Source organism: Ramlibacter tataouinensis (assembly GCF_027941915.1).
Lineage (GTDB): Bacteria > Pseudomonadota > Gammaproteobacteria > Burkholderiales > Burkholderiaceae_C > Ramlibacter > Ramlibacter tataouinensis_C.
On record NZ_CP116009.1, the window covers coordinates 2,598,592 to 2,617,343 of the forward strand.

Here is an 18,752-nt window from a genome sequence, read left to right on the forward strand (position 1 = left end):
GTGGTCGACTTCGATTACGCGCGGCCGCGCACGCTTGCCGAAGCGCTGGCCTTGCTGGCCGCCAATCCCGAGGCGCGGGCCCTGGCCGGCGGCCAGACGCTGATCCCCACGCTCAAGCAGCGGCTCGCCCGGCCGGCGCTGCTGGTGGACCTGCAGGCCATCGCCGAGCTGCGCGGCATCGAGGTGGGCGACGGCTTCGTCAGCGTCGGCGCCATGACGCGCCACGCCGAGACCGCCAGCCACGCGGGGTTGTCCGCGGCGATCCCGGCGCTGGCCTTCCTCGCGGGCGGGATCGCCCACCCGCAGGTGCGCCACGTCGGAACCATGGGCGGATCGATCAGCAACAACGACCCGGCGGCCGACTACCCCGGCGCGCTGCTGGGCCTGGGCGCGCAGGTCCAGACCACGAGCCGCAGCATCGCCGCCGACGATTTCTTCACCGGCCTGTTCTCGACCGCGCTGGAGCCGGGCGAACTGGTGGTGCGCGTGCGCTTCCCGCGACCGGTGCGCGCGGGCTACTGCAAGATCGCCAACCCCGCCTCGGGCTACGTGACCACCGGCTGCTTCATCGCCGACTTCGGCGGCGGCCGGGTGCGCGTGGCCGTCAACGGCGCCGGCCCCTGCGTGTTCCGCCTGCCGGCGCTCGAAGCCGCGCTGGGCGCCGACTTCTCACCCGCCGCGCTGGCCGGGTTCCGCCAGGATCCCAAGGGCCTCAACGCCGACCTGCATGCGAGCGCGGCCTACCGCGCGCAGCTCGTCGCAGTCGCCGTCCGGCGCGCGTTGTCCATGGCGCTGTCCGCATCCCCCCTACTGGAGAGTTCCCCCGCATGAAACTGATGTCCTATGTCACTCCGCAGCGCGCCAGCTTCGGCGTGGTGCAAGGCGGGCACGTGATCGACATGGGCCTGCGTCTGGGCGCCGGCTGCCCCGACCTGAAGAGCGCGATCGCGCAAGGCCTGCTGCCGCGCATCGCGGCGCTGGCCGACAACGCGCCGGCCGACTTCCGCCTGGACGAGGTGGTGGCCCTGCCGGTGATCCCCAACCCGAACCGCATCCTGTGCGTCGGCCTGAACTACGTGGCGCACCGCGCCGAGGGCAGCCACAAGACCGAGGCCGCCGCGCCGACCATCTTCCTGCGGCTGCCGGAATCGCAGGTGGGCCACGGCCGCCCGCTGGTGTGCCCGCGCGAGTCGGACCAATTCGACTTCGAGGCCGAGCTCGCGGTCGTCATCGGCAAGGCCGGCCGCCGCATCGCCAAGGAGAACGCGCTGGCCCACGTGGCCGGCATCAGCGCCTACAACGACGGCTCGGTGCGCGACTGGCAGTTGCTGATGGGCCAGTGGGCGCCGGGCAAGAACTTCCCCGCCACCGGCGCCTTCGGCCCGTGGATGGTGACCGCCGACGAACTGCCGCCGGACCGTGTGCTGAGCCTGGTGTGCCGGCTGAACGGCCAGGAGATGCAGCGCACCACCACCGACCTCATGATGTTCGGCATCCCCGAGCTGATCGCGTTCGTCTCCACCTTCACCACGCTGGAGCCCGGCGACGTGCTGGTGACCGGCACGCCCGGCGGCGTCGGCCTGCGGCGCGACCCGCAGGTCTGGATGAAGCACGGCGACGTCGTCGAGATCGAGCTGGAAGGCGTGGGCGTGCTGCGCAACCCGGTCGTCAAGGAAGGGGCGGCGGGGTGAGCAGCGTCCTCACCGAGCGCAGCCGCGAGCAGCTGGCCCGCAGCGGATCGGCCAACATCGCCAACTGCCTGCTCAAGCGCGGGCTGCGCAACACCATGCTGCTGGGCCTGTCGCCGATGGATCCGGGCCAGCCGCCGCTGGTGGGCCCGGCCTGGACGGTGCGCTTCATTCCCGCGCGCGAGGATCTCGACACGATGGCGCTGTACGCCACCGAGCAGAGCCTGCATCGCCGCGCCATCGAGGAGTGCCCGCCCGGCGCGGTGCTGGTGCTGGCACCGTCCGGCGAGACGCGGGCCTCGGTGATGGGCGACATGATGGCGCTGCGCCTGCAGGTGCGCGGGGTCGCTGGCGTCGTCACCGACGGCGGCTTCCGCGATGCGCCCGGCATCCGCAGCGTCGGCCTGCCGTGCTTCCAGGCGCGCAGCTCGGGGCCCGCAACGCCCATCGCGCTCAGCCCGGTGGAGTTCGACGTGCCGGTCGGCCTGGCCGGGGTGGCGGTGTACCCGGGCGACGTGATCGTGGGTGACGCCGAAGGCGTGGTCTGCATCCCGCAGCACCTGATGGCCGAGGTGGCGGCGGAAGCCGCCGGCAACGCCGACTACGAGGTGTTCGTCGCCGCGCACCTCAGGCGCGGCCGGTCCATCTTCGGCCTGTTCCCGGCGACGCCGGAGAGCCGCGCCGAATTCGAGCAATGGGTGGCCGCTGGCCGCCCGCCCCTGGAGAACCTGCCATGAACGCCCCCGACCTGAAGACGCTGGAAGTGCTGATCCGCAGCCAGGACCTAGATCCTGCCCAGTGGATCGACTACCCCGAGTACGGTTTCCGCCAGTACTTCCTGTGGAAGAACAAGGACACCGGTGCCTCGATCGCGCTGCTGGAATACCAGAAGGGCGGCCGCATCCCGGTCAAGCACAGCCACGCGTCCAACCAGTTCATGTACTGCCTCGAGGGCGACTACGAATACACCGATTCGGGCCTGCGCCTGAAGCCGGGCTCGTTCTACATGAACCCCAAGGACCATCCGCACGGCCCGACGGTGGCGCACGAGAAGAGCCTGCTGATCGAGATCTACGACGGCCCGCACTACTACGAGAAGCCGGTGTTCCACACCGACGAGACGATCGGGGACTTCCTCTCGAAGAAGTAGGCCCGGTGCCTGCGGACGGGTGGCGGCAGCCGTCCTCCGCAATGAGCACAGCGGCCACGCAGGGCGTCTGCTTGCAGGCGCCCTGCACCGCGTGCGCGCTCGCGCCGAGCGCTCGCGTTCTCTCATAACCCACGGGTTATTCGCTTGGCCGAATATGTCAGTAGCGCCCTGGCAGGGCCGCTGACACCATGCCGCTCCATCCATTCACGAGATAGGGGCCATGTCGAAGACCGGATCCAAGCACCTCAAGAGCCTTGCCGATGGCCGCGTCGTACTCCTCGACGGCGAGCGCGTGCAGAACCCCGTCGAGCACCCGGCCTTCCGCAATGCCATCGGAACCATCGCGCACCTGTACGACCTGCAGTCGGACCACCCCGAGACGATGACATTCGTCTCGCCCACCAGCGGCAAGCCGGTGGGGAGGCATTGGCAGATCCCCCGCAGCCACCAGGACCTGGTCGAGCGGCGCCGCGCCATGACGCTCTGGAGCCGCGCCTCCTACGGGTTCTTTGGCCGCTCGCCGGACCACATCCCGACTTCGGTGTGCGGCATGCTGATGGACCTCGAGCGCTTCCGCCGTTCCGCACCGGAGCGGGCCAGCGCGCTGCAGGGCTGGTTCGAGCACGCGCGGGACCAGGACCTGTACGTCACGTACACCATCATCAATCCGCAGTCCAACCAGGCCAAGGGCCCGGGCGAGCAGGGGTTCGAGCAGCATCCCGGAGCCAGGATCGTGGACGAGGACGGGGGCGGCATCACCGTGCACGGCGCCAAGATGCTCGGGACGGCCGCGGTGATGGCGAACGAAGTGTTCGTGGCCAACATCACCCCGCTGCGCCCGGGAGAAGAGGCATTCGCCACCTCCTTCGCGATCCCGCTGGGAACACCGGGCGTGAAGATCCTGTCGCGCAAGTCCTACGAACAGAGTGCGCTGTCGGAGTTCGACAACCCGCTGTCCTGCCGCTTCGACGAGAACGATGCCGTGGTGGTGTTCGACCAGGTCAAGGTGCCCTGGGACCGCGTGTTCGTGCACCGCGACATCGGGTTGGCGGCATCGCAGTTCCGCGACACCTGGGCTGCACCGATGCAGAACCACCATTCGCAGATCCGCTTGTCGGTGAAGCTGCAGTTCCTGCTGGGCCTGGCGCGCCGCATCGCCGAGATCAACGGCGTCATCGACATTCCGCAGGTGCGTGACCAGCTCGGGCGCATGGCCGCATCGGTGACCATGGTGGAAAGCCTTGTGCAGGCCATGGAGGTCGCGGGCGAGCAGGTGGGTCCCTACTTCGCGCCGAACCGCATGATGATGCACGCGGCGACCTGCCTGGCGCAGGAGCTCTATCCGCAGTTCATCACCTCCATCCGCGAGCTCGCCGGCGGCGGGATGATCATGCTGCCGTCCTCCAGCGCCGACTTCGACAACGAGGAGATCCGCGGACTGATCGGGCGCACGCAGCGCTCGAGCGTGACCGACGCCTATGGCCGGGTGAAGACGCTCAAGCTGGCGTGGGATGCGGTGGGGTCCGAGTTCGCCTCGCGGCACGTCCAGTACGAGATGTTCTACGCCGGCGCCACCGTGTTCCAACGGGCCGCCGCGTTCCGCAACTTCGACTGGGGGAACGCTGCGTCCCTGGTCGATGGGGCGCTCTCCGGCTACGACCTGCCTGCCGAAGCACGGCCCTCGGCCGGGCCGGCCGTTGCCTGATTCCCCGACCTCCCTCCCGTTCCCGTCCACGTCCACGACTGCGTCCCAAGGAGCTTCGCATGATCCCTCGTCGCCATTTCTGCGCCGCCGCTGCCGCGGCCGCGCTGCCCGGGCTTTCGCGCGCCTCCCGGCCGCTCCTGTTCAACAGCTTCCTGCCGCCCGTCCATCCGGTGGCCGCGCGCATCCTCAAGCCCTGGGCCGAGGAAGTCGGGAAGGCGACGCAGGGGCGGGTCGTGCTGGACATCCCCAGCGGCAGCGTCGCGCCGCCGACGCAGCAAATGGACGCGGCCGCGAAGGGCGTGATCGATGTCGGCTACCAGTTCCTCGGCAACCTGAGCGATCGCATCAAGCTGCCGCAGATGACCAATCTGCCGCTGCTGCACGCCGGCGCCCGCGCCAGCTCGGTCGCGCTGTGGAAGACGCATGCCCGCTTCTTCGCGCCGGCCGCCGAGTTCCGGGACGTGCATCTGCTGGGCCTGTGGGTGATGTCGCCGGCGACCATCTTCCTGATGAAGAAGCCGGTGGGCTCGCTGCAGGAGCTGGAGGGCATGAAGGTGTGGAGCACGCCGGGCTACCCGGCGCGGGTGCTCGAGGGGCTGGGTGTGTCCGTCGTCGCGGCTCCGGCGGTCCGCAGCTACGAGATCGTGTCCGGGGGCACCGTGGACGCGTTCGCCAGCTACGCGGTGTCCGATGCCGTTGCCTTCAACACGCTGCAGTACGCGCGGCACGTCATGGATCTGCCGGGCTTCCTGCAGGCGCCGTCCTTCGCGCTGTTCATCAACAAGCGCGCGTGGTCCCGCCTGTCGGCCGCGGACCAGGAGGCGGTGACCGCGTTGAGCGGGGAAGCGCTGGCGCAGCGCCTGGTGGTCCTCGACGAGATCGAGGCCAAGGGGCGCGAGGCAGCGGCGGCCAGGGGCGTGCAGATCGCACAGGCCGGCAGTTCCGTCGTGGAGGGTGTGCGCAAGGCGGCGGAGCCGCTGGTCAAGGAATGGCTGGCCGATGCGGCCCGCCTGGGCGTCGACGGGCGCCAGGCGCTCGACTTCTACAAGGCCGAGGCGGCCCGGACCAGCCGCTAGGACGGACGATGGAAACCCACGACCGATTCGACGCCACCCTGGGCGTGCTTTGCGCCATCCCGGGCGCGCTGATGGTGGGGCTGACCTTCGTCGACGTGTTCGCGCGCTACCTGTTCGCGGCGCCCGTGCGCGGCAGCCTCGAGATCATCGAGTTCTGCATGGCGCTGGTGATCTTCACGGCGCTGCCGCTGGTGACGCGGCATGGCGAACACGTGCGCGTCGGGCTCCTCGAGGACCTGGGCCCGCCGTGGTTGCGCCGAGCGCGTCGCCTGGCCTGCGACCTGGTCGGCGCGGTGGTGCTGTCGGTCGTGGGCTGGCGGCTGTGGGTGTACGCCGACGCTTCGCTGGCGGCCGGCACGCGCACCATGGTGGTCGGCCTGCCGGAGGCGCCGCTGGCCTACGCGATGGCGGTGCTCAGTGGCGTGAGCGCCTTCGTGCTCTTCGCGGCGATGGCGGCGGCGCTGAAGGGGCAGAAGTCATGAACATCGCGCTGGCTGGATTCGCGGCGGTCTTCCTTCTCGCGTTCTTCGGCGTCCCGCTCGGTATCGCGACGCTGCTGGTCGGGGTGGGAGGGTTCGCGCTGCTGCGCGGACTGGACCCGGCACTGGAAATGCTGGCCCAGATGATCATGGACTCGTCCGCCAACTACGGGATGTCGGTGCTGCCGATGTTCGTCCTCATGGGTGTCTTCGTGCAGAAGGCGGACATCGTCGATGAGCTTTACGCGGCGGCCAATGCCTGGGTCGGCCACCTGCGCGGTGGCCTCGCCCAGGCCACGGTGCTGTCGTGTGCGCTGTTCGCGGCGATCTCCGGCAGCTCGATCGCCACTGCGGCCACCATGAGCAAGGTGAGCATCAAGCCCATGCGCGGCCTCGGCTACGACGACCGGCTCTCCACCGGCACGGTTGCATCGGCGGGCGTGCTGGGCGTGCTGATTCCACCGTCCGTCCCGCTGGTCGTCTTCGGCCTGCTGACGGAGACCGACATCCGCAAGCTGTTCATCGCCTCGGTAGTGCCGGGCCTGCTGCTGGCGGCCTTGTTCTTCCTCACGGTCTGGATTTCGGTGCGCCGCAATCCTGCCCTGGGTCCTGCCGGGCCGAAGCAGCCGACAGCGGTGCGGCTCAAGTCCCTCAAGGGCGTGTGGCCGGTGCTGGCGCTGTTCACCCTGATCATGGGTGGGCTCTACGGCGGCATCTTCACGGCGACGGAGTCGGCCGGAATCGGCGCCGCCGGGGCCTTCCTGTTCGGCGCGGCGCGCCGGCGGATCACGCTGCAGGTGTTCATCGCGAGCCTGGTCGAGGCGGGCAAGACGACGGCGATGATCTTCACCATCATCTTCGGGGCGCTGGTCTTCACCAACCTGATCACCTTGTCGGGTTTGACGGGGCAGCTGGTGGCCTGGATCCAGGGCGGCAGCATGAGCGCCACGGGCGTGATCCTCTCCATCGGGCTGATCTACCTCGTGATGGGCTGCTTCATGGAGGGGATGGGCCTGATGCTGCTGACGGCGCCGCTGTTCGCCGCCATCGCGTCGCAGGTCGGCATCGACCTGGTGTGGTTGGGCGTCTTCGTCGTGATGATGATCGAGATCGGGATGCTGACGCCGCCGGTGGGCATGAACCTGTTCACGGTCAAGGCCATGTGCCCGGAGGTGCCCTTGTCCACCATCGTGCGGGGCGCGATGCCCTTCGTGGTGGCCAACCTGGTGGCGGTGGTGCTGGTCTGTGTCTGGCCGACGCTGGCGCTCACGCCGGTGAGCTGGTTCTAGCGCTGGCTGGCCGGCCGATCTCAGCGCGCCAGGGGTGCTGCCAGTTCGCGGGCCAGCGCTTGCGGGTCCTTCGCCAGCATCTGCTCGATGCGGGCGGCGCCGTCACCGAAGCTCAGATCCTCCTGGCCCCGCTCGATGCCGTCGAGCAGGGCTGCCGCCGCATCCTCGGGCCGGCCCTTGGGAATCGCCAGCCCCCGGGTCATGGCGGTGTCGACGGCGCTGGGCAGGAAAGCCACCACCAGCGTGCCCTGCGGCGCCAGTTCCGCGCGCACGCACTCCGTCAGGCGCAGCGCGGCGGCCTTGGAAGCGCTGAGCGAGCCCATCGCGGGCATGCCCACCCGGGCGGCGATCGACAGCACGTTGGCGATGGCGCCGCCGCCGTTGCGCGCCAGCACGGGCGCGAAGGCGCGGCACATGGCGAGCGTGCCGAAGTAGTTGGTCTCCATCTCGTCGCGGGCCGCCATCGGGTCGGCGGCGTGCAGCAGCCGCTGGTTGCGGTTGACGCCGGCGTTGTTGACCAGCAGCGTCACATCCTCGGCCGCCCGGGCGGCGGCGGCCACTTGCGCCGGGTCCGTGATGTCCAGGGACAGCGGCACCACGCGGGGGTGGGCGGCCGCGGGCATCCGGCGGCCGGCGGCATACACGCGCGCCGCGCCGCGGCGCAGCAGCTCGGTCACGATCCACGCGCCGATGCCGCCGGCGGCCCCGGTCACCAGGGCGACCGATCCGGCGATCGGGCGTGGGCCGGTCAGCACGCCGGGCCCTTCGGCGGTGCCGCGGGGACCGGTGCGCCGCGCAGGATCCGCCAGCCGCGGCGCAGCAGCGGCCACAGCAGCATCAGCAGCACGGCCGACATCAGCGCCGCCGAGACGGGACGCGAGAAGAAGATCGCCGGCGAGCCTTCACCGATGTTCAGGGCCTGCCGCATCGACGTCTCCATCAGGTCCCCCAGCACCATGCCCAGCACCAGCGGCACCGCCGGCAGGCCGGACAGCGCGCACAGCCAGCCGAAGATGCCGAACCCGAAGGCCACCCAGGTGAAGTAGAGCGAGTTGCCGACCGAGTACGAGCCGATGAAGCACAGGGCCAGGATCGCCAGGCCCAGCAGCCGGGGATCGACCTGCACGCACAGCGCCACCCAGCGCACCAGGAACACCAGCAGCAGCATGATGACCACGTTGATCAGCAGCATGGAAACCATGATCCCGCTGACCAGCTCCGGGCGTTCCGCGAACAGGTTGGGGCCCGGGAACACCCCGTGCACCATGAACACGCCCAGGATGATGGCGGTGACCGCGTCGCCCGGGATGCCCAGCGCCAGCAGCGGCACCAGGGCGCCGCCGCTGACCGAATTGTTGGCGCCCTCGGCCGCGATGATGCCGCGCGGGTCACCCTTGCCGATGTTCTCGGGATCGTGCCGCTTGGCCTCGAAGTACGACAGCGAGGTGGACAGCGCCGCCCCCACCGCCGGCAGCACGCCGATGAAGGTGCCGATGCCGACCGACTTGGCCAGCGTGCCCGGGTGGCGGAACACCTCGCCCAGGCCGCTCCAGCGGAAGCCGGCCTGCTCCAGCTGGTCGCCGCTCTTGCGTTCGCGCGGACGCATGCCCAGCAGCACGAAAGCCTGCGCCATGCCGAACACGCCGATGACCACCGCCGCCAGCGGCAGCCCCGTCATCAGCTGGGGCGAGCCGAAGGTGAAGCGCTGCTCCTGCGAGCTGGGGTCGATGCCGACGGTGCCGATGAACAGGCCCAGCCCCAGCATCAGCGCGGCCTGCACCGTGCGGCCCTGGTAGGCCTTGACCACGCAGACCAGCGCCAGCAGCGCGGCGGCGCTGAACTCGGCGGCACCGAAGCGACCGGCGAACGAGGCCAGCGGGCGCGCGGCGAAGATCAGGAAGACGGCGCTCACGATCCCGCCGACGAACGCGGAGGTGAAGGCCAGCGTCAACGCGCGCTGCGCTTCGCCCCGCGCGGCCATCGGGTAGCCGTCGAACATGGTCATGATCGACGAGGCCTCGCCGGGCGTGCGGATCAGGATCGAGGTGACGGCGCCGCCGTAGAAGGCTCCGCAGTAGATGCCGAGCAGCAGCACCAGCCCGGCCATCGGCGACATGCCGTAGGTGATGGGGAGCATCACGGCGATGGCGACGGCCGGGCCGATGCCGGGCAGCACGCCGATCAGGATGCCGAGGGCGGAGCCGGCCGCCAGCGAGGCGAGCACGCCCCAATGCAGCACGGACTGCAGCCCGAGGAGCAGTTCGTTCATGTCCAGTCCCTTGCTTCAGGAGGCGGCGGCAAGCAGGCTGGCGCTGGGAAACCAGACCTTCAGTCCGACCACGAAGGCCAGGTACAGCGCCGCCGTCATGACCACGGCCAGCACGGCCGGCAAGCGCCAGCCCAGGCCGGCCAGGCTGCCGAAGGCGAACAGGAAGGCGGCGGTGGCCGCGACGTAGCCCACCAGCGGTACCAGCGCGGCGTAGACCGCGTACCCGACGAAGGCCAGTACCACCACGGGCCAGTTGGCCGCCGGCTCGTCGATGTCATCGGTGGCGAGGGCGGCGCCCCGCAGCAGGCGAACGCCATGCACGAGCGCGCTGACCGCGACCACCGCCAGCGCCAGCAAGGGGAACAGGGCGGGGGAACGGTAATAGGGCACGTCCTTGGGCATGCCGATGATCAGGCTCGGCACCAGCGGCAGCAGGACCGCGGCGCCCAGCGCGAGCAGGCCGACGAAGCCGGCGGCCAGCCGCCGCTGCGCAGCTTCGCCGAGCTCGCGCGAGCGGCCGGCGGCAACGCTCACTGCGCTCCTCCGGCCTTCTTGATCAGGCCCAGCTCGGTCATCACCGGCGTGAGCCCGGCCTCGTCGGCGCGGATCTGGGCGGCCGTCTCTTCGGCGTTCTTCCAGAACAGAGGGGTGTTGATCTTCTTGGCCAGCTCGAGCACCGAGGGATCCTTCAACGCGACCTGCATCGCGGCCGCCAGCTTGTCGCGGATGTCGGCCGGCGTGCCCTTGGGCACGAACAGTGCCTGCCAGACCAGGACGTCGAAGTTGTAGCCGGCCTCGCGCAGCGTGGGCACGTCGGGCAGTTCGTGCAGGCGCGTGGGGTTGAAGGTCAGGATCGCGCGCACGTCGCCGGCGGCGATGGCGCTGCGGGCCGTGTTGTAGGGCGCGGTGACGAAATCGGCGTCGCCCGACTTCAGCTGCGCCGGGCTGGCCGGGCTGAAGGTGACCCCGCGGAAGCGCCACTTGTTCTGCGAGGCCATGCGATAGATGACCTGCGTGGGCACGGCGGCCGGCCCGAAGTGGCCCAGCACCAGCGGTTTGTCGGACTTCTTGGCGTGCGCCTCCAGGTCCTGGATGGTCTTGAACGGCGAGTCGCCGCGCACGATCACCACGAAGGTGGAGGCGTTGAAGATGCCGATCGGCTCGGCGTCGGTCACCTTGTAGGGCGCGTTGCCGGCCAGCGGCTGCGTGAGCATCGGCCCGATGCTGTTGAACAGGATGGTGTGCCCGTCGGGCTTGGCCCGCATGGCCTCGGCGGTGCCGACCACGCCGCCGCCGCCCGGCCGGTTGATCACGGCCATCGGCACGCCCAGCTGGCGCGACAGCACCGGCACCATGGTGCGCGCCAGGATGTCCAGTTCCTGGCCGGCGGGCCAGGGCACGATGGCCTCGATCGGCTTTTCGGGCCAGGCGGCGAAGGCGGGCCCGGCCGCCGTGGCGGCCAGCAGGGCGGCTGCGCGGATGTGGAAGGAACGGCGGTTCATGTCTTGTCTCCTGGTTTGTTCAACGGAAAAGGTGAGGCGTCACCACACGCCGATCAGCACGTTGGCCTTGCGCTGGTATTCGGTGTGCGAGGCGATGTAGTCATGGTCCACGCCGGTGCGCCGCTTCAGGCGCAGCTGCCAGTCGGCCAGGCGGTCGCGCATCTCGCGGCGCACACCGGCCAGTTGCGGATCGTCGCCGCGGTCCACCAGCTCCTGCGGGTCCTCCTGCAGGTCGAACAGCTGCGGGCGCAAGCCGTCGTGGTGGATGTACTTCCAGCGCTCGGTGCGGGCCATCCAGGCCTGGCACTCGCCGGGATGGCGGTCCAGGTGGGTGCGAGCGCCCCGGAAGGCATAGTCGAGTTCGCTGAAGGCGCAGTCGCGCCAGCCGGCCGGCGGCTCGCCGCGCAGCAGCGGCAGCAGCGACTCGCCTTCCACCAGGTGGCGCGCCGGGTCGAGCCCGAGCGCGTCGAGGATCGTGGGCAGCACATCGACGGCTTCCACCAGGCGCCGCTCCACGGTGCCGCGCGTCGCGTCGGCGGCGGCGCTCGGATCCACCACGATCAGCGGCACCCGGACCGCCTGTTCGTAGAACAGCTCCTTCTCGCCCAGCCCGTGATCACCCAGGTGGTCGCCGTGGTCCGAGGTGAAGACGATCAGGGTGTCGTCCAGCCGGCCCAGGCGCTGCAGCTCGGCGAACAGCCGGCCCAGGTGGTCGTCCACCTGCTTGACCAGGCCCATGTAGGTGGGGCGCACGTGCCGCACGAAGCGCTCGTCCTGGTGCGAGACGCAGTCCTCGTGCGCCCGCCGGTAGGCCTCGAGCACGGGGTGCGCATTCTCGGTGCGCGGGTCCGCCACCACGATCGGGCCGGTGTCGCTGTCGCGGTACATCGCGTGGTAGGGGGCGGGCGCCATCAGCGGCCAATGCGGCTTGATGTACGACAGGTGCAGGACCCAGGGCGCGTCGCCCTGCTGCCGCACGAAATCGATCGCGCGGTCGGTCATGTAGGCCGTCTCGGAGTGTTCTTCGCGCACCCGCGCCGGCAGGTGGGCATGGCGCGAGTACCAGCCGCTGACGGGCTCGCCCTGCTCGTCCAGCGCGCCAACGACGTGGTCGTTCCAGGGATCGTCGCCGGTGTAGCCGTGGCTGCGCAGGTAGTCGGCATAGCCGCTCTCGGGGCCCGGCGGGGCGTGGCCGTCGTAGCGGTCCAGCTGCTCGAAGCCGCCTCCGAGCAGCAGCCGCCCGGGGTCCGAATCGGGATCGATGCCCAGCCGCATCAGCCCGTGCCGGTCGGGGATCACGTGGGTCTTGCCAGCCAGCGTGGCGCGGCGGCCGGCCCGCCGCAGGTGGTCGCCCAGGGTGACCTGCGCCACCGACAGCGGCACGTAGTTCCAGGTCGTGCCGTGGCTGGCCACGTAGCGGCCGGTGTAGAACGACATGCGCGACGGCACGCAGACGGCCGACTGCACGTAGGCGCGGTCGAAGCGCACGCCGCGGCGGGCCAGCGAGTCGATGTGCGGGGTGTGCAGGACCGGGTGGCCGTAGCAGGACAGGTAGTCCCACCGCAACTGGTCGCACATGATGAACAGCACGTTCCGTGCCGACGTCCGCTGCGGTTGTGCCGCCATCCCAACTTGCTCCTGTTCGCCGGAGACGGCGCTGCCGTCCATGGCGCGCATCATGGAAACGAGCCGGGCTGACGTCTAATGAATATTGGAGTCAACAGCATAACCATCTCGTTAGGTGCGCCCGCAAGCCCAGGCATGGCGCTGCAGTGCTCTCTTCCGCTCGGCCGGCCCTAAGGGAAAGCGAGCGGTCGTGAGCGTCGGGCCGAAGCGGTAGCGATGCTTGAGCGTTCAAGCTTCTGGCAAGCACGACGCGTCTGGCATCGAACGGCTGCGGCCGTGGTGCAGGCGGCGCGTCAGGCGATGGCCAAGATCGAGCTCCGTCCTGCGCGGTGAACTCGCCGCTGCGGGAAGCGGCCTCGAGCACGAAGGTTCAAGCAGGATGGAGGCGGGTTGCTGCTCAGGCGCCGGCCCCATCGGCGCCATTGCCCGGCAAGCAGGCGGCATCCACGGACGGCCCCGTGGGTCACTGCTACGCTGGAATCAAGAGGGGGGATTGGCGCGGCTGGCGGGGATCGAACCCACGACCCTCGGCTTCGGAGGCCGATACTCTATCCACTGAGCTACAGCCGCATCAGGGCAGGAGGCGCATTATCGCTGATCGCGCATGGGGCTCGGCGCACGGGTGTGCGGCGTGCATGCGCACGCGAAGCGCAGCAGTGCCCCAGCTATAATCGAGAGTTGGTTTGAAACGCCGACGCGCGCAATACATCTCCCGAGGACGCCATGAGCGACAGCATGCAGGAAGAAGCCCACACCGGCCCGATCAAGACGCCCAAGCAGCTGCTGCTCGCCGCCATCATGGCTTTCGTCGTGCCGGTGATCGTCATCATCGGCCTGGTGGCTTACGTCACCTCGGAGAACAAGCCCTCGGGCAGCACCCAGGCCGAGGCGTACGCCATGGGCGGCATGACCGCGCAGGACCTGGAGCGGGGCGTCGCCGAGCGCCTGCGCAAGGTCGGCACCGTGGAAATCCGCGATGCCAACCGGCCGCTCAAGGCCGGCGCGGACGTCTACAAGGCCCAGTGCGCGGCCTGCCACGACGGGGGTGTCGCCGGTGCGCCCAAGTTCGCCGACGCGGGCGCCTGGGCCGCTCGCATCAAGACGGGCTTCGAGGCGCTGGTGGCCTCGGCCCTGAAGGGCAAGGGCGCCATGCCTCCGCAGGGCGGCGGCGACCACAACGACGTGGAGATCGCGCGGGCCGTGGCCTACATGGCCAATGGCGCGGGTGCCAAGTTCGCCGAGCCGCAGGGCCAGGCGCAGGCTGCCGATGCGGGGGCTTCTGCTGCTGCTGCGCCCGCTTCGGCCCCTGCTGCGCCGGCCACCCAGACGGCGGCAGCTCCTGCTGCGGCTGCTCCCGCTGCGGCGTCCGGCCAGGGCGAAGCCCTGTACAAGCAGGCCTGCATGGCCTGCCATGCGGCCGGCGTGGCAGGCGCCCCCAAGCTGGGCGACAAGGCGGCCTGGGCGCCGCGCATCGCGCAAGGCATGGACGCGATGGTGCAGGTGGCGATCAAGGGCAAGGGCGCCATGCCCCCGCGCGGCGCCAGCACCGCTTCCGATGCCGAGCTGCGCGCCGCCGTCGAGTACATGGCGAACGCGTCCAAGTAAGGCGCACGCGCCGCGACAAAGAGCCGGTCAGCGACCGGCTCTTTCTTTTTGCGCGCGGCGGATCGGTGAATCAGCCGAGGTGGCGCTGCGCCGGACTGCACACGAAGCCGAAGCGCAGCGGCAAGTCGGTGGCGGCCACCGGCTCGGGCGACCACTGCCCGGCCTCGACCCGGTCGGCGGCCGCATGCATGTCCAGGGTGTGCACCAGGCCCAGCCCGGCGTCGGTGTGCAGGAACAGCCGCCCGCCTTCATCGACATGGCTGGTGCGCGCCTGCACGGGGCGACCGGTGTGGGTGAGCACTTGGCCGTCCGGAGCCAGCCGCAGCACCCAGGGCGCGGCTTCCAGTTCGACATAGACGCGCTGCGGGCCGTTCTGGAAGAACCAGCAGCCGTCATCGTCGGCCTCGTAGTTGCGCTGGATGAATTCGATCAGCTTGGCATGGCGCAGCACCGCGCCCTTCACGGCCGGAAAGGAGCCGGCGGCCTGCACCCGGTCGTCGCGCATGTACCAGTCGCCGCGCGCGTCCAGCGCCAGCCAGCCGTAGCAATCCGGCACGTTGGGCCACTTGGCGATGGCCTGCCGGACGATGTCATCCATCGCGCCATTATCGGCCGCAACCGGCGCGCGCTGTCTCAGCGCAGGAACGCGTCGTAGCCGGTCTTCAGGATGAGCGCGCCCACCACCGCGATGAACATGCCGCGCACGAAACCGGCGCCATGGCGCAGCGCCAGCCGCGTGCCCAGCAGGCTGCCGGCCACATTCGCCAAAGCCAGCACCAGCGCGTAGTGCCACCACACGTGGCCCTTGTACGCGAAGAGCGACAGCGCGGCCAGGTTGGTGGAGGTGTTGACCAGCTTGGCCGACGCCGAGGCATGCAGGAAGTCGTAGCCCAGCCAGCGCACGAACAGGAACACCAGGAAGCTGCCGGTGCCCGGCCCGAAGAAGCCGTCGTAGAAGCCCAGTACCAGGCCGATCGCGGCGGCGGCCCAGGTCTCGGCGCGCCGCGTCAGCGTCGGCGCATGGTGCTGGCCCAGTTGCTTGCGGGCGATCGTGTAGGCCAGCACCGCCAGCAGCACGAAGGGCAGCAGCTTGCGCAGGAACTCCGGCGAGACCACGGTGACCGCCCACGCCCCCGCGAAGGCGCCGGCCAGGCCGCACAGTGCCGCCGGTGCGAGCGAGTGCCAGTGCAACTGCACGCGCCGGCTGTACTGCACGGTGGCGATCGCCGTGCCCCAGATCGACGCGCTCTTGTTGATGCCGAACAGCGTGGCCGGATGGGTGTTGGGGAGGATCGCGAACAGCGCGGGCACCAGGATCAGCCCCCCGCCCCCGACGATGGCATCCACGAATCCGGCCATCAGCGAGGCCAACGCCATCCAGATCAGGTCCATCGGGCCCGATTGTCTCATCCAGCCTGCAGGCGCCCGCGGCAGCGGCGGCGCGAAAAAACAAAGGGCGCCGGGGTGAGCCGGCGCCCTGAATGCATCTTCTTGGATTGCGGCAGGCCGTTGTGGTGTTCTCTGCCTTGTCTCCTCGGACCCCCGCCTGTGCACGGACGGCTGTCCGCTTGCGAGTGCCGGCCACTGTAGCGGCGAATCGAGGGGCCGCCATCGGGACTTTCCCGGTTCAAGGCGGCCGCAACGATCGGCGCTCCCCGTGGCCGGCGCGGCACCGCGCGCCTGTGCGGGCGCCTGCGTTTCGGCCCGAGGGACCGGTGCTATAGTGCCGCGCGGTCCGCGAGGCCCGCACACATCCCGGAGCGAACGATCGAATGACCACGATGCGACGGTACGGCTCCGGAACCGGGGGCGCTGCCCTGAACGCGCGCATCCGCCCCGCCGCCCTCCTTCTGCTGCTCGCCGCCGCGCCGCTGGCGCAGGCCGATGCGCCGGCGCCGGACCTCACCGGTTCGGTGGGGCTGATGCACCGCCGGCTGACGGAGCGCAATGCGCTGGGCGGCAAGCTGCTCACCGAGACCGGCCCGATGCTGCAGGTGCAACTGGAAGCGACGCGGCCGCTGCCGGACGGCGCTGCGCTGGCGGCGCGGGCGCACCTGGCCGCCGGCGACATTGACTACGACGGTCGCACCCAGGGCGGCGTGCCGCTGGCCACCACCACCCGGCAATACGAGGGCGGCGTCGACGTCCTGTGGCGGCCGCACGAGCCCGCGGCCTGGGGCGAAGCCTGGCTGTCGCTGGGCTGGCTGGCCAACCGGCGCCTGATCCGGGGTACGCCGATCGCGGGCGGCCTGGACGAACTCTCGTCGGCGACGCTGGCCGGCGTGCGCTGGCGCAGCCCGGCGTTCACCCCGGCGGCGGGCTGGACCAGCCGGGTCGAGGTGGAGGCGCGCACCAGCCTGTCGCACCAGCTGCGGGTGGACTACTACGGCCTGCTCGACCGATCCAGGTTCGAAGGCGCGCGCAAGCAGTTATGGACGCTGCGGCTGCAGGCCGCGCCGACCGATTCGCCCTGGCAATGGGGGCTGGAGTGGTCGCTGCTGCGCCAACCCGCCAGCAAGGCCGTGCCGGTGTCGCGCGGCGGCATGCTGCTGCCCGGCACCACCGTGCGGCAGCCGGAGTTGACCTCCAGCGATTTGGTGCTGCGGGTCGGCCGGCGCTTCTAGGCCGCCTCGGCCAGCACCCAGTCGGCGGCCTTCTCCGCCATCATCAGCGTCGGCGAATTGGTGTTGCCGCTGGTGATGGTGGGCATGGCGCCGGCATCCACGACCCGCAGCCCCTCGACACCGCGCACGCGGAACCGGGCATCCAGCACCGCCATCGGGTCGCCGTCGCGGCCCATGCGGGTGGTGCCCACCGGGTGGAAGATGGTGGTGGCGATGTCGCCGGCCAGCCGCGCCAGTTCCTCGTCGGTCTGGTACTGCAGCCCGGGCTTCCATTCCTCGGTGCCGTACTTCGCCAGCGCCGGCTGGGCGCAGATGCGCCGCGTCAGCCGCAGCGAGTCGGCCGCGACCTGCCGATCCTCGGGCGTGCTCAGGTAGTTGGGCGCGATCGCCGGCGCGTCCTCGGCGCGCGGGCTGCGGATGCGCACCGAGCCGCGGCTGGTCGGGTTGAGGTTGCACACGCTGGCGGTGAAGGCGGGAAAGCCGTGCAGCGGCTCGCCGAAAGCGTCCAGGCTGAGCGGCTGCACGTGGTATTCCACGTTGGGCCAGCGCTGCTCGGGCGTGCTGCGGGTGAAGGCGCCCAGTTGCGAGGGCGCCATGCTCATCGGGCCGCTGCGCATCAGCAGGTACTGCAGGCCGATGCGGGCCTTGCCGTGCCAGCTGTTGGCCAGGGTGTTGAGCGTCGGCACGCCGCGCACCTTGAACACCGCGCGGATCTGCAGGTGGTCCTGCAGGTTCTCGCCGACGCCCGGCAGCTCGTGCACGACCGGGATCCCGTGCCCTTGCAGCAGCGCGCCGGGGCCGACGCCGGACAGCTGCAGCAGCTGCGGCGAGCCGATGCTGCCCGCGCACAGCAGCACTTGCGTGTGCGCATGGACCCGCACGTGCTCGCTGCCGGTCCACACCTGCGCGCCGGTGCAGCGCAAGGCGCCGTCCGCGCCACGCTCGACCAGCAGGCGGTGCACCGTGGCGCCGGTCCACATCGAGAAGTTCGGCCGGCCGTAGCAGGTCGGCCGCAGGAAGGCCTTGGCCGTGTTCCAGCGCCAGCCGTTCTTCTGGTTGACCTGGAAGTAGCCCACGCCTTCGTTGTCACCGCGGTTGAAGTCCTCGCTGTGCGGGATGCCGGCCTGCTGCGCCGCCTGCGCGAAGGCGTCGAGGATGTCCCAGCGCAGGCGCTGGCGCTCCACCCGCCACTCGCCGCCGGCGCCATGGACCTCGTCCGCGCCCTTGTAGAAATCCTCGTGCCGCTTGAAGAAGGGCAGGCAGCGGTCCCAGCGCCAGTCGGGGTCGCCGGTCAGCTCGGCCCAGTGGTCGTAGTCGCGCGCCTGGCCGCGCATGTAGATCATGCCGTTGATGCTGGAGCAGCCGCCCAGCGCCTTGCCGCGCGGGTACTTCAGCTGGCGTCCGTTCAGGCCGGCGTCCGGCTCGGTGCGGTACATCCAGTCGGTGCGCGGGTTGCCGATGCAGTACAGGTAGCCGACCGGGATGTGGATCCAGTGGTAGTCGTCGCGGCGGCCGGCCTCGATCAGCAGCACGGTCTTCGACCGATCGGCCGAGAGGCGGTTGGCGAGCAGGCAGCCGGCGGTGCCGGCACCGATGATCACGTAGTCGAAGGTGTTGTCGCTCACCCTTGTCTCCTCCTCCGCTCTTGGATGCGGCTGTCTTTTCCAGTGCCACCGCGGATCCGGCTTGGCCGGTCCGCTGGTGGCTCCCCCTCGGGGGAGGCGGCCGTCAGGCCGCTT

At 70.4% G+C, this 18,752-nt stretch carries 18 protein-coding genes and 1 tRNA gene; 10 read left to right on the plus strand and 9 right to left on the minus strand.

Features of this window, described 5'->3' with window-relative positions; translation table 11 throughout:
• From PE066_RS12230 to PE066_RS12265, 8 genes are all read left to right on the plus strand, one after another.
• Window positions 1-831: an FAD binding domain-containing protein gene (locus tag PE066_RS12230; protein WP_271232817.1), complete on the plus strand. Its 831-nt coding sequence runs from the start codon at window positions 1-3 to the stop codon at window positions 829-831.
• Window positions 828-1,691: a fumarylacetoacetate hydrolase family protein gene (locus PE066_RS12235; protein ID WP_271232818.1), complete on the plus strand. Its 864-nt coding sequence runs from the start codon at window positions 828-830 to the stop codon at window positions 1,689-1,691. Before PE066_RS12230 ends, PE066_RS12235 begins: the two co-directional genes overlap by 4 nt.
• Entirely contained in the window at window positions 1,688-2,425 is a 738-nt protein-coding gene (locus PE066_RS12240; protein ID WP_271232819.1) for a ribonuclease activity regulator RraA, read from the plus strand. Before PE066_RS12235 ends, PE066_RS12240 begins: the two co-directional genes overlap by 4 nt.
• Window positions 2,422-2,838: a cupin domain-containing protein gene (locus PE066_RS12245; RefSeq protein WP_271232820.1), complete on the plus strand. Its 417-nt coding sequence runs from the start codon at window positions 2,422-2,424 to the stop codon at window positions 2,836-2,838. The genes PE066_RS12240 and PE066_RS12245 overlap by 4 nt, the downstream gene beginning before the upstream one ends.
• Window positions 2,839-3,058: 220 nt before the next feature.
• Entirely contained in the window at window positions 3,059-4,543 is a 1,485-nt protein-coding gene (locus PE066_RS12250; protein WP_271232821.1) for a 4-hydroxyphenylacetate 3-hydroxylase family protein, read from the plus strand.
• 59 nt (window positions 4,544-4,602) lie between these two features.
• Window positions 4,603-5,619, plus strand: coding sequence for a TRAP transporter substrate-binding protein DctP (gene dctP / locus PE066_RS12255; protein ID WP_271232822.1), 1,017 nt, complete (start codon window positions 4,603-4,605; stop codon window positions 5,617-5,619).
• A gap of 8 nt (window positions 5,620-5,627) precedes the next feature.
• Entirely contained in the window at window positions 5,628-6,101 is a 474-nt protein-coding gene (locus tag PE066_RS12260; protein ID WP_271232823.1) for a TRAP transporter small permease, read from the plus strand.
• Complete coding sequence (locus PE066_RS12265) at window positions 6,098-7,387, plus strand: TRAP transporter large permease (RefSeq protein WP_271232824.1); 1,290 nt, start codon at window positions 6,098-6,100, stop codon at window positions 7,385-7,387. Before PE066_RS12260 ends, PE066_RS12265 begins: the two co-directional genes overlap by 4 nt.
• Before the next feature lie 20 nt (window positions 7,388-7,407).
• Here PE066_RS12265 and PE066_RS12270 read toward each other — a convergent pair whose 3' ends face one another.
• The 6 genes from PE066_RS12270 to PE066_RS12295 form a co-directional block, all read right to left on the minus strand.
• Window positions 7,408-8,142, minus strand: coding sequence for an SDR family oxidoreductase (locus tag PE066_RS12270; protein ID WP_271232825.1), 735 nt, complete (start codon window positions 8,140-8,142; stop codon window positions 7,408-7,410).
• A complete protein-coding gene (locus PE066_RS12275) occupies window positions 8,136-9,656 on the minus strand; it encodes a tripartite tricarboxylate transporter permease (RefSeq protein WP_271232826.1) in 1,521 nt (506 codons plus the stop codon). Before PE066_RS12275 ends, PE066_RS12270 begins: the two co-directional genes overlap by 7 nt.
• 15 nt (window positions 9,657-9,671) lie before the next feature.
• A complete protein-coding gene (locus PE066_RS12280; protein WP_271232827.1) occupies window positions 9,672-10,190 on the minus strand; it encodes a tripartite tricarboxylate transporter TctB family protein in 519 nt (172 codons plus the stop codon).
• Window positions 10,187-11,158, minus strand: coding sequence for a tripartite tricarboxylate transporter substrate binding protein (locus tag PE066_RS12285; protein WP_271232828.1), 972 nt, complete (start codon window positions 11,156-11,158; stop codon window positions 10,187-10,189). Before PE066_RS12285 ends, PE066_RS12280 begins: the two co-directional genes overlap by 4 nt.
• A 39-nt stretch (window positions 11,159-11,197) precedes the next feature.
• A complete protein-coding gene (locus tag PE066_RS12290) occupies window positions 11,198-12,784 on the minus strand; it encodes an alkaline phosphatase family protein (protein WP_271232829.1) in 1,587 nt (528 codons plus the stop codon).
• 494 nt (window positions 12,785-13,278) lie between these two features.
• Window positions 13,279-13,354, minus strand: a tRNA-Arg gene (locus tag PE066_RS12295).
• Between the two features lie 153 nt (window positions 13,355-13,507).
• Here PE066_RS12295 and PE066_RS12300 point away from each other — a divergent pair.
• Window positions 13,508-14,389, plus strand: a complete 882-nt coding sequence (locus PE066_RS12300) for a c-type cytochrome (protein WP_271232830.1) — start codon at window positions 13,508-13,510, stop codon at window positions 14,387-14,389.
• Between the two features lie 70 nt (window positions 14,390-14,459).
• On the opposite strand, the gene PE066_RS12305 is transcribed toward PE066_RS12300, so the two are convergent.
• Together PE066_RS12305 and PE066_RS12310 are read right to left on the minus strand one after the other, a co-directional pair.
• Window positions 14,460-14,987 (minus strand): DUF2946 family protein, encoded by a 528-nt coding sequence (locus PE066_RS12305; RefSeq protein ID WP_271232831.1) that lies wholly within the window; start codon window positions 14,985-14,987, stop codon window positions 14,460-14,462.
• Window positions 14,988-15,022: 35 nt separating this feature from the next.
• Window positions 15,023-15,781 (minus strand): sulfite exporter TauE/SafE family protein, encoded by a 759-nt coding sequence (locus tag PE066_RS12310; protein ID WP_271232832.1) that lies wholly within the window; start codon window positions 15,779-15,781, stop codon window positions 15,023-15,025.
• Window positions 15,782-16,170: 389 nt separating this feature from the next.
• Here PE066_RS12310 and PE066_RS12315 point away from each other — a divergent pair, with 389 nt between their 5' ends.
• The gene (locus tag PE066_RS12315; RefSeq protein ID WP_271232833.1) at window positions 16,171-17,013 is read left to right on the plus strand and encodes a hypothetical protein; all 843 of its coding nucleotides are present in this window, start codon (window positions 16,171-16,173) and stop codon (window positions 17,011-17,013) included.
• Here PE066_RS12315 and PE066_RS12320 read toward each other — a convergent pair.
• Window positions 17,010-18,638: a GMC family oxidoreductase gene (locus tag PE066_RS12320; RefSeq protein WP_271232834.1), complete on the minus strand. Its 1,629-nt coding sequence runs from the start codon at window positions 18,636-18,638 to the stop codon at window positions 17,010-17,012. The two genes, PE066_RS12315 and PE066_RS12320, sit on opposite strands and share 4 nt — an antisense overlap.
• Window positions 18,639-18,752 lie beyond the last annotated feature (114 nt).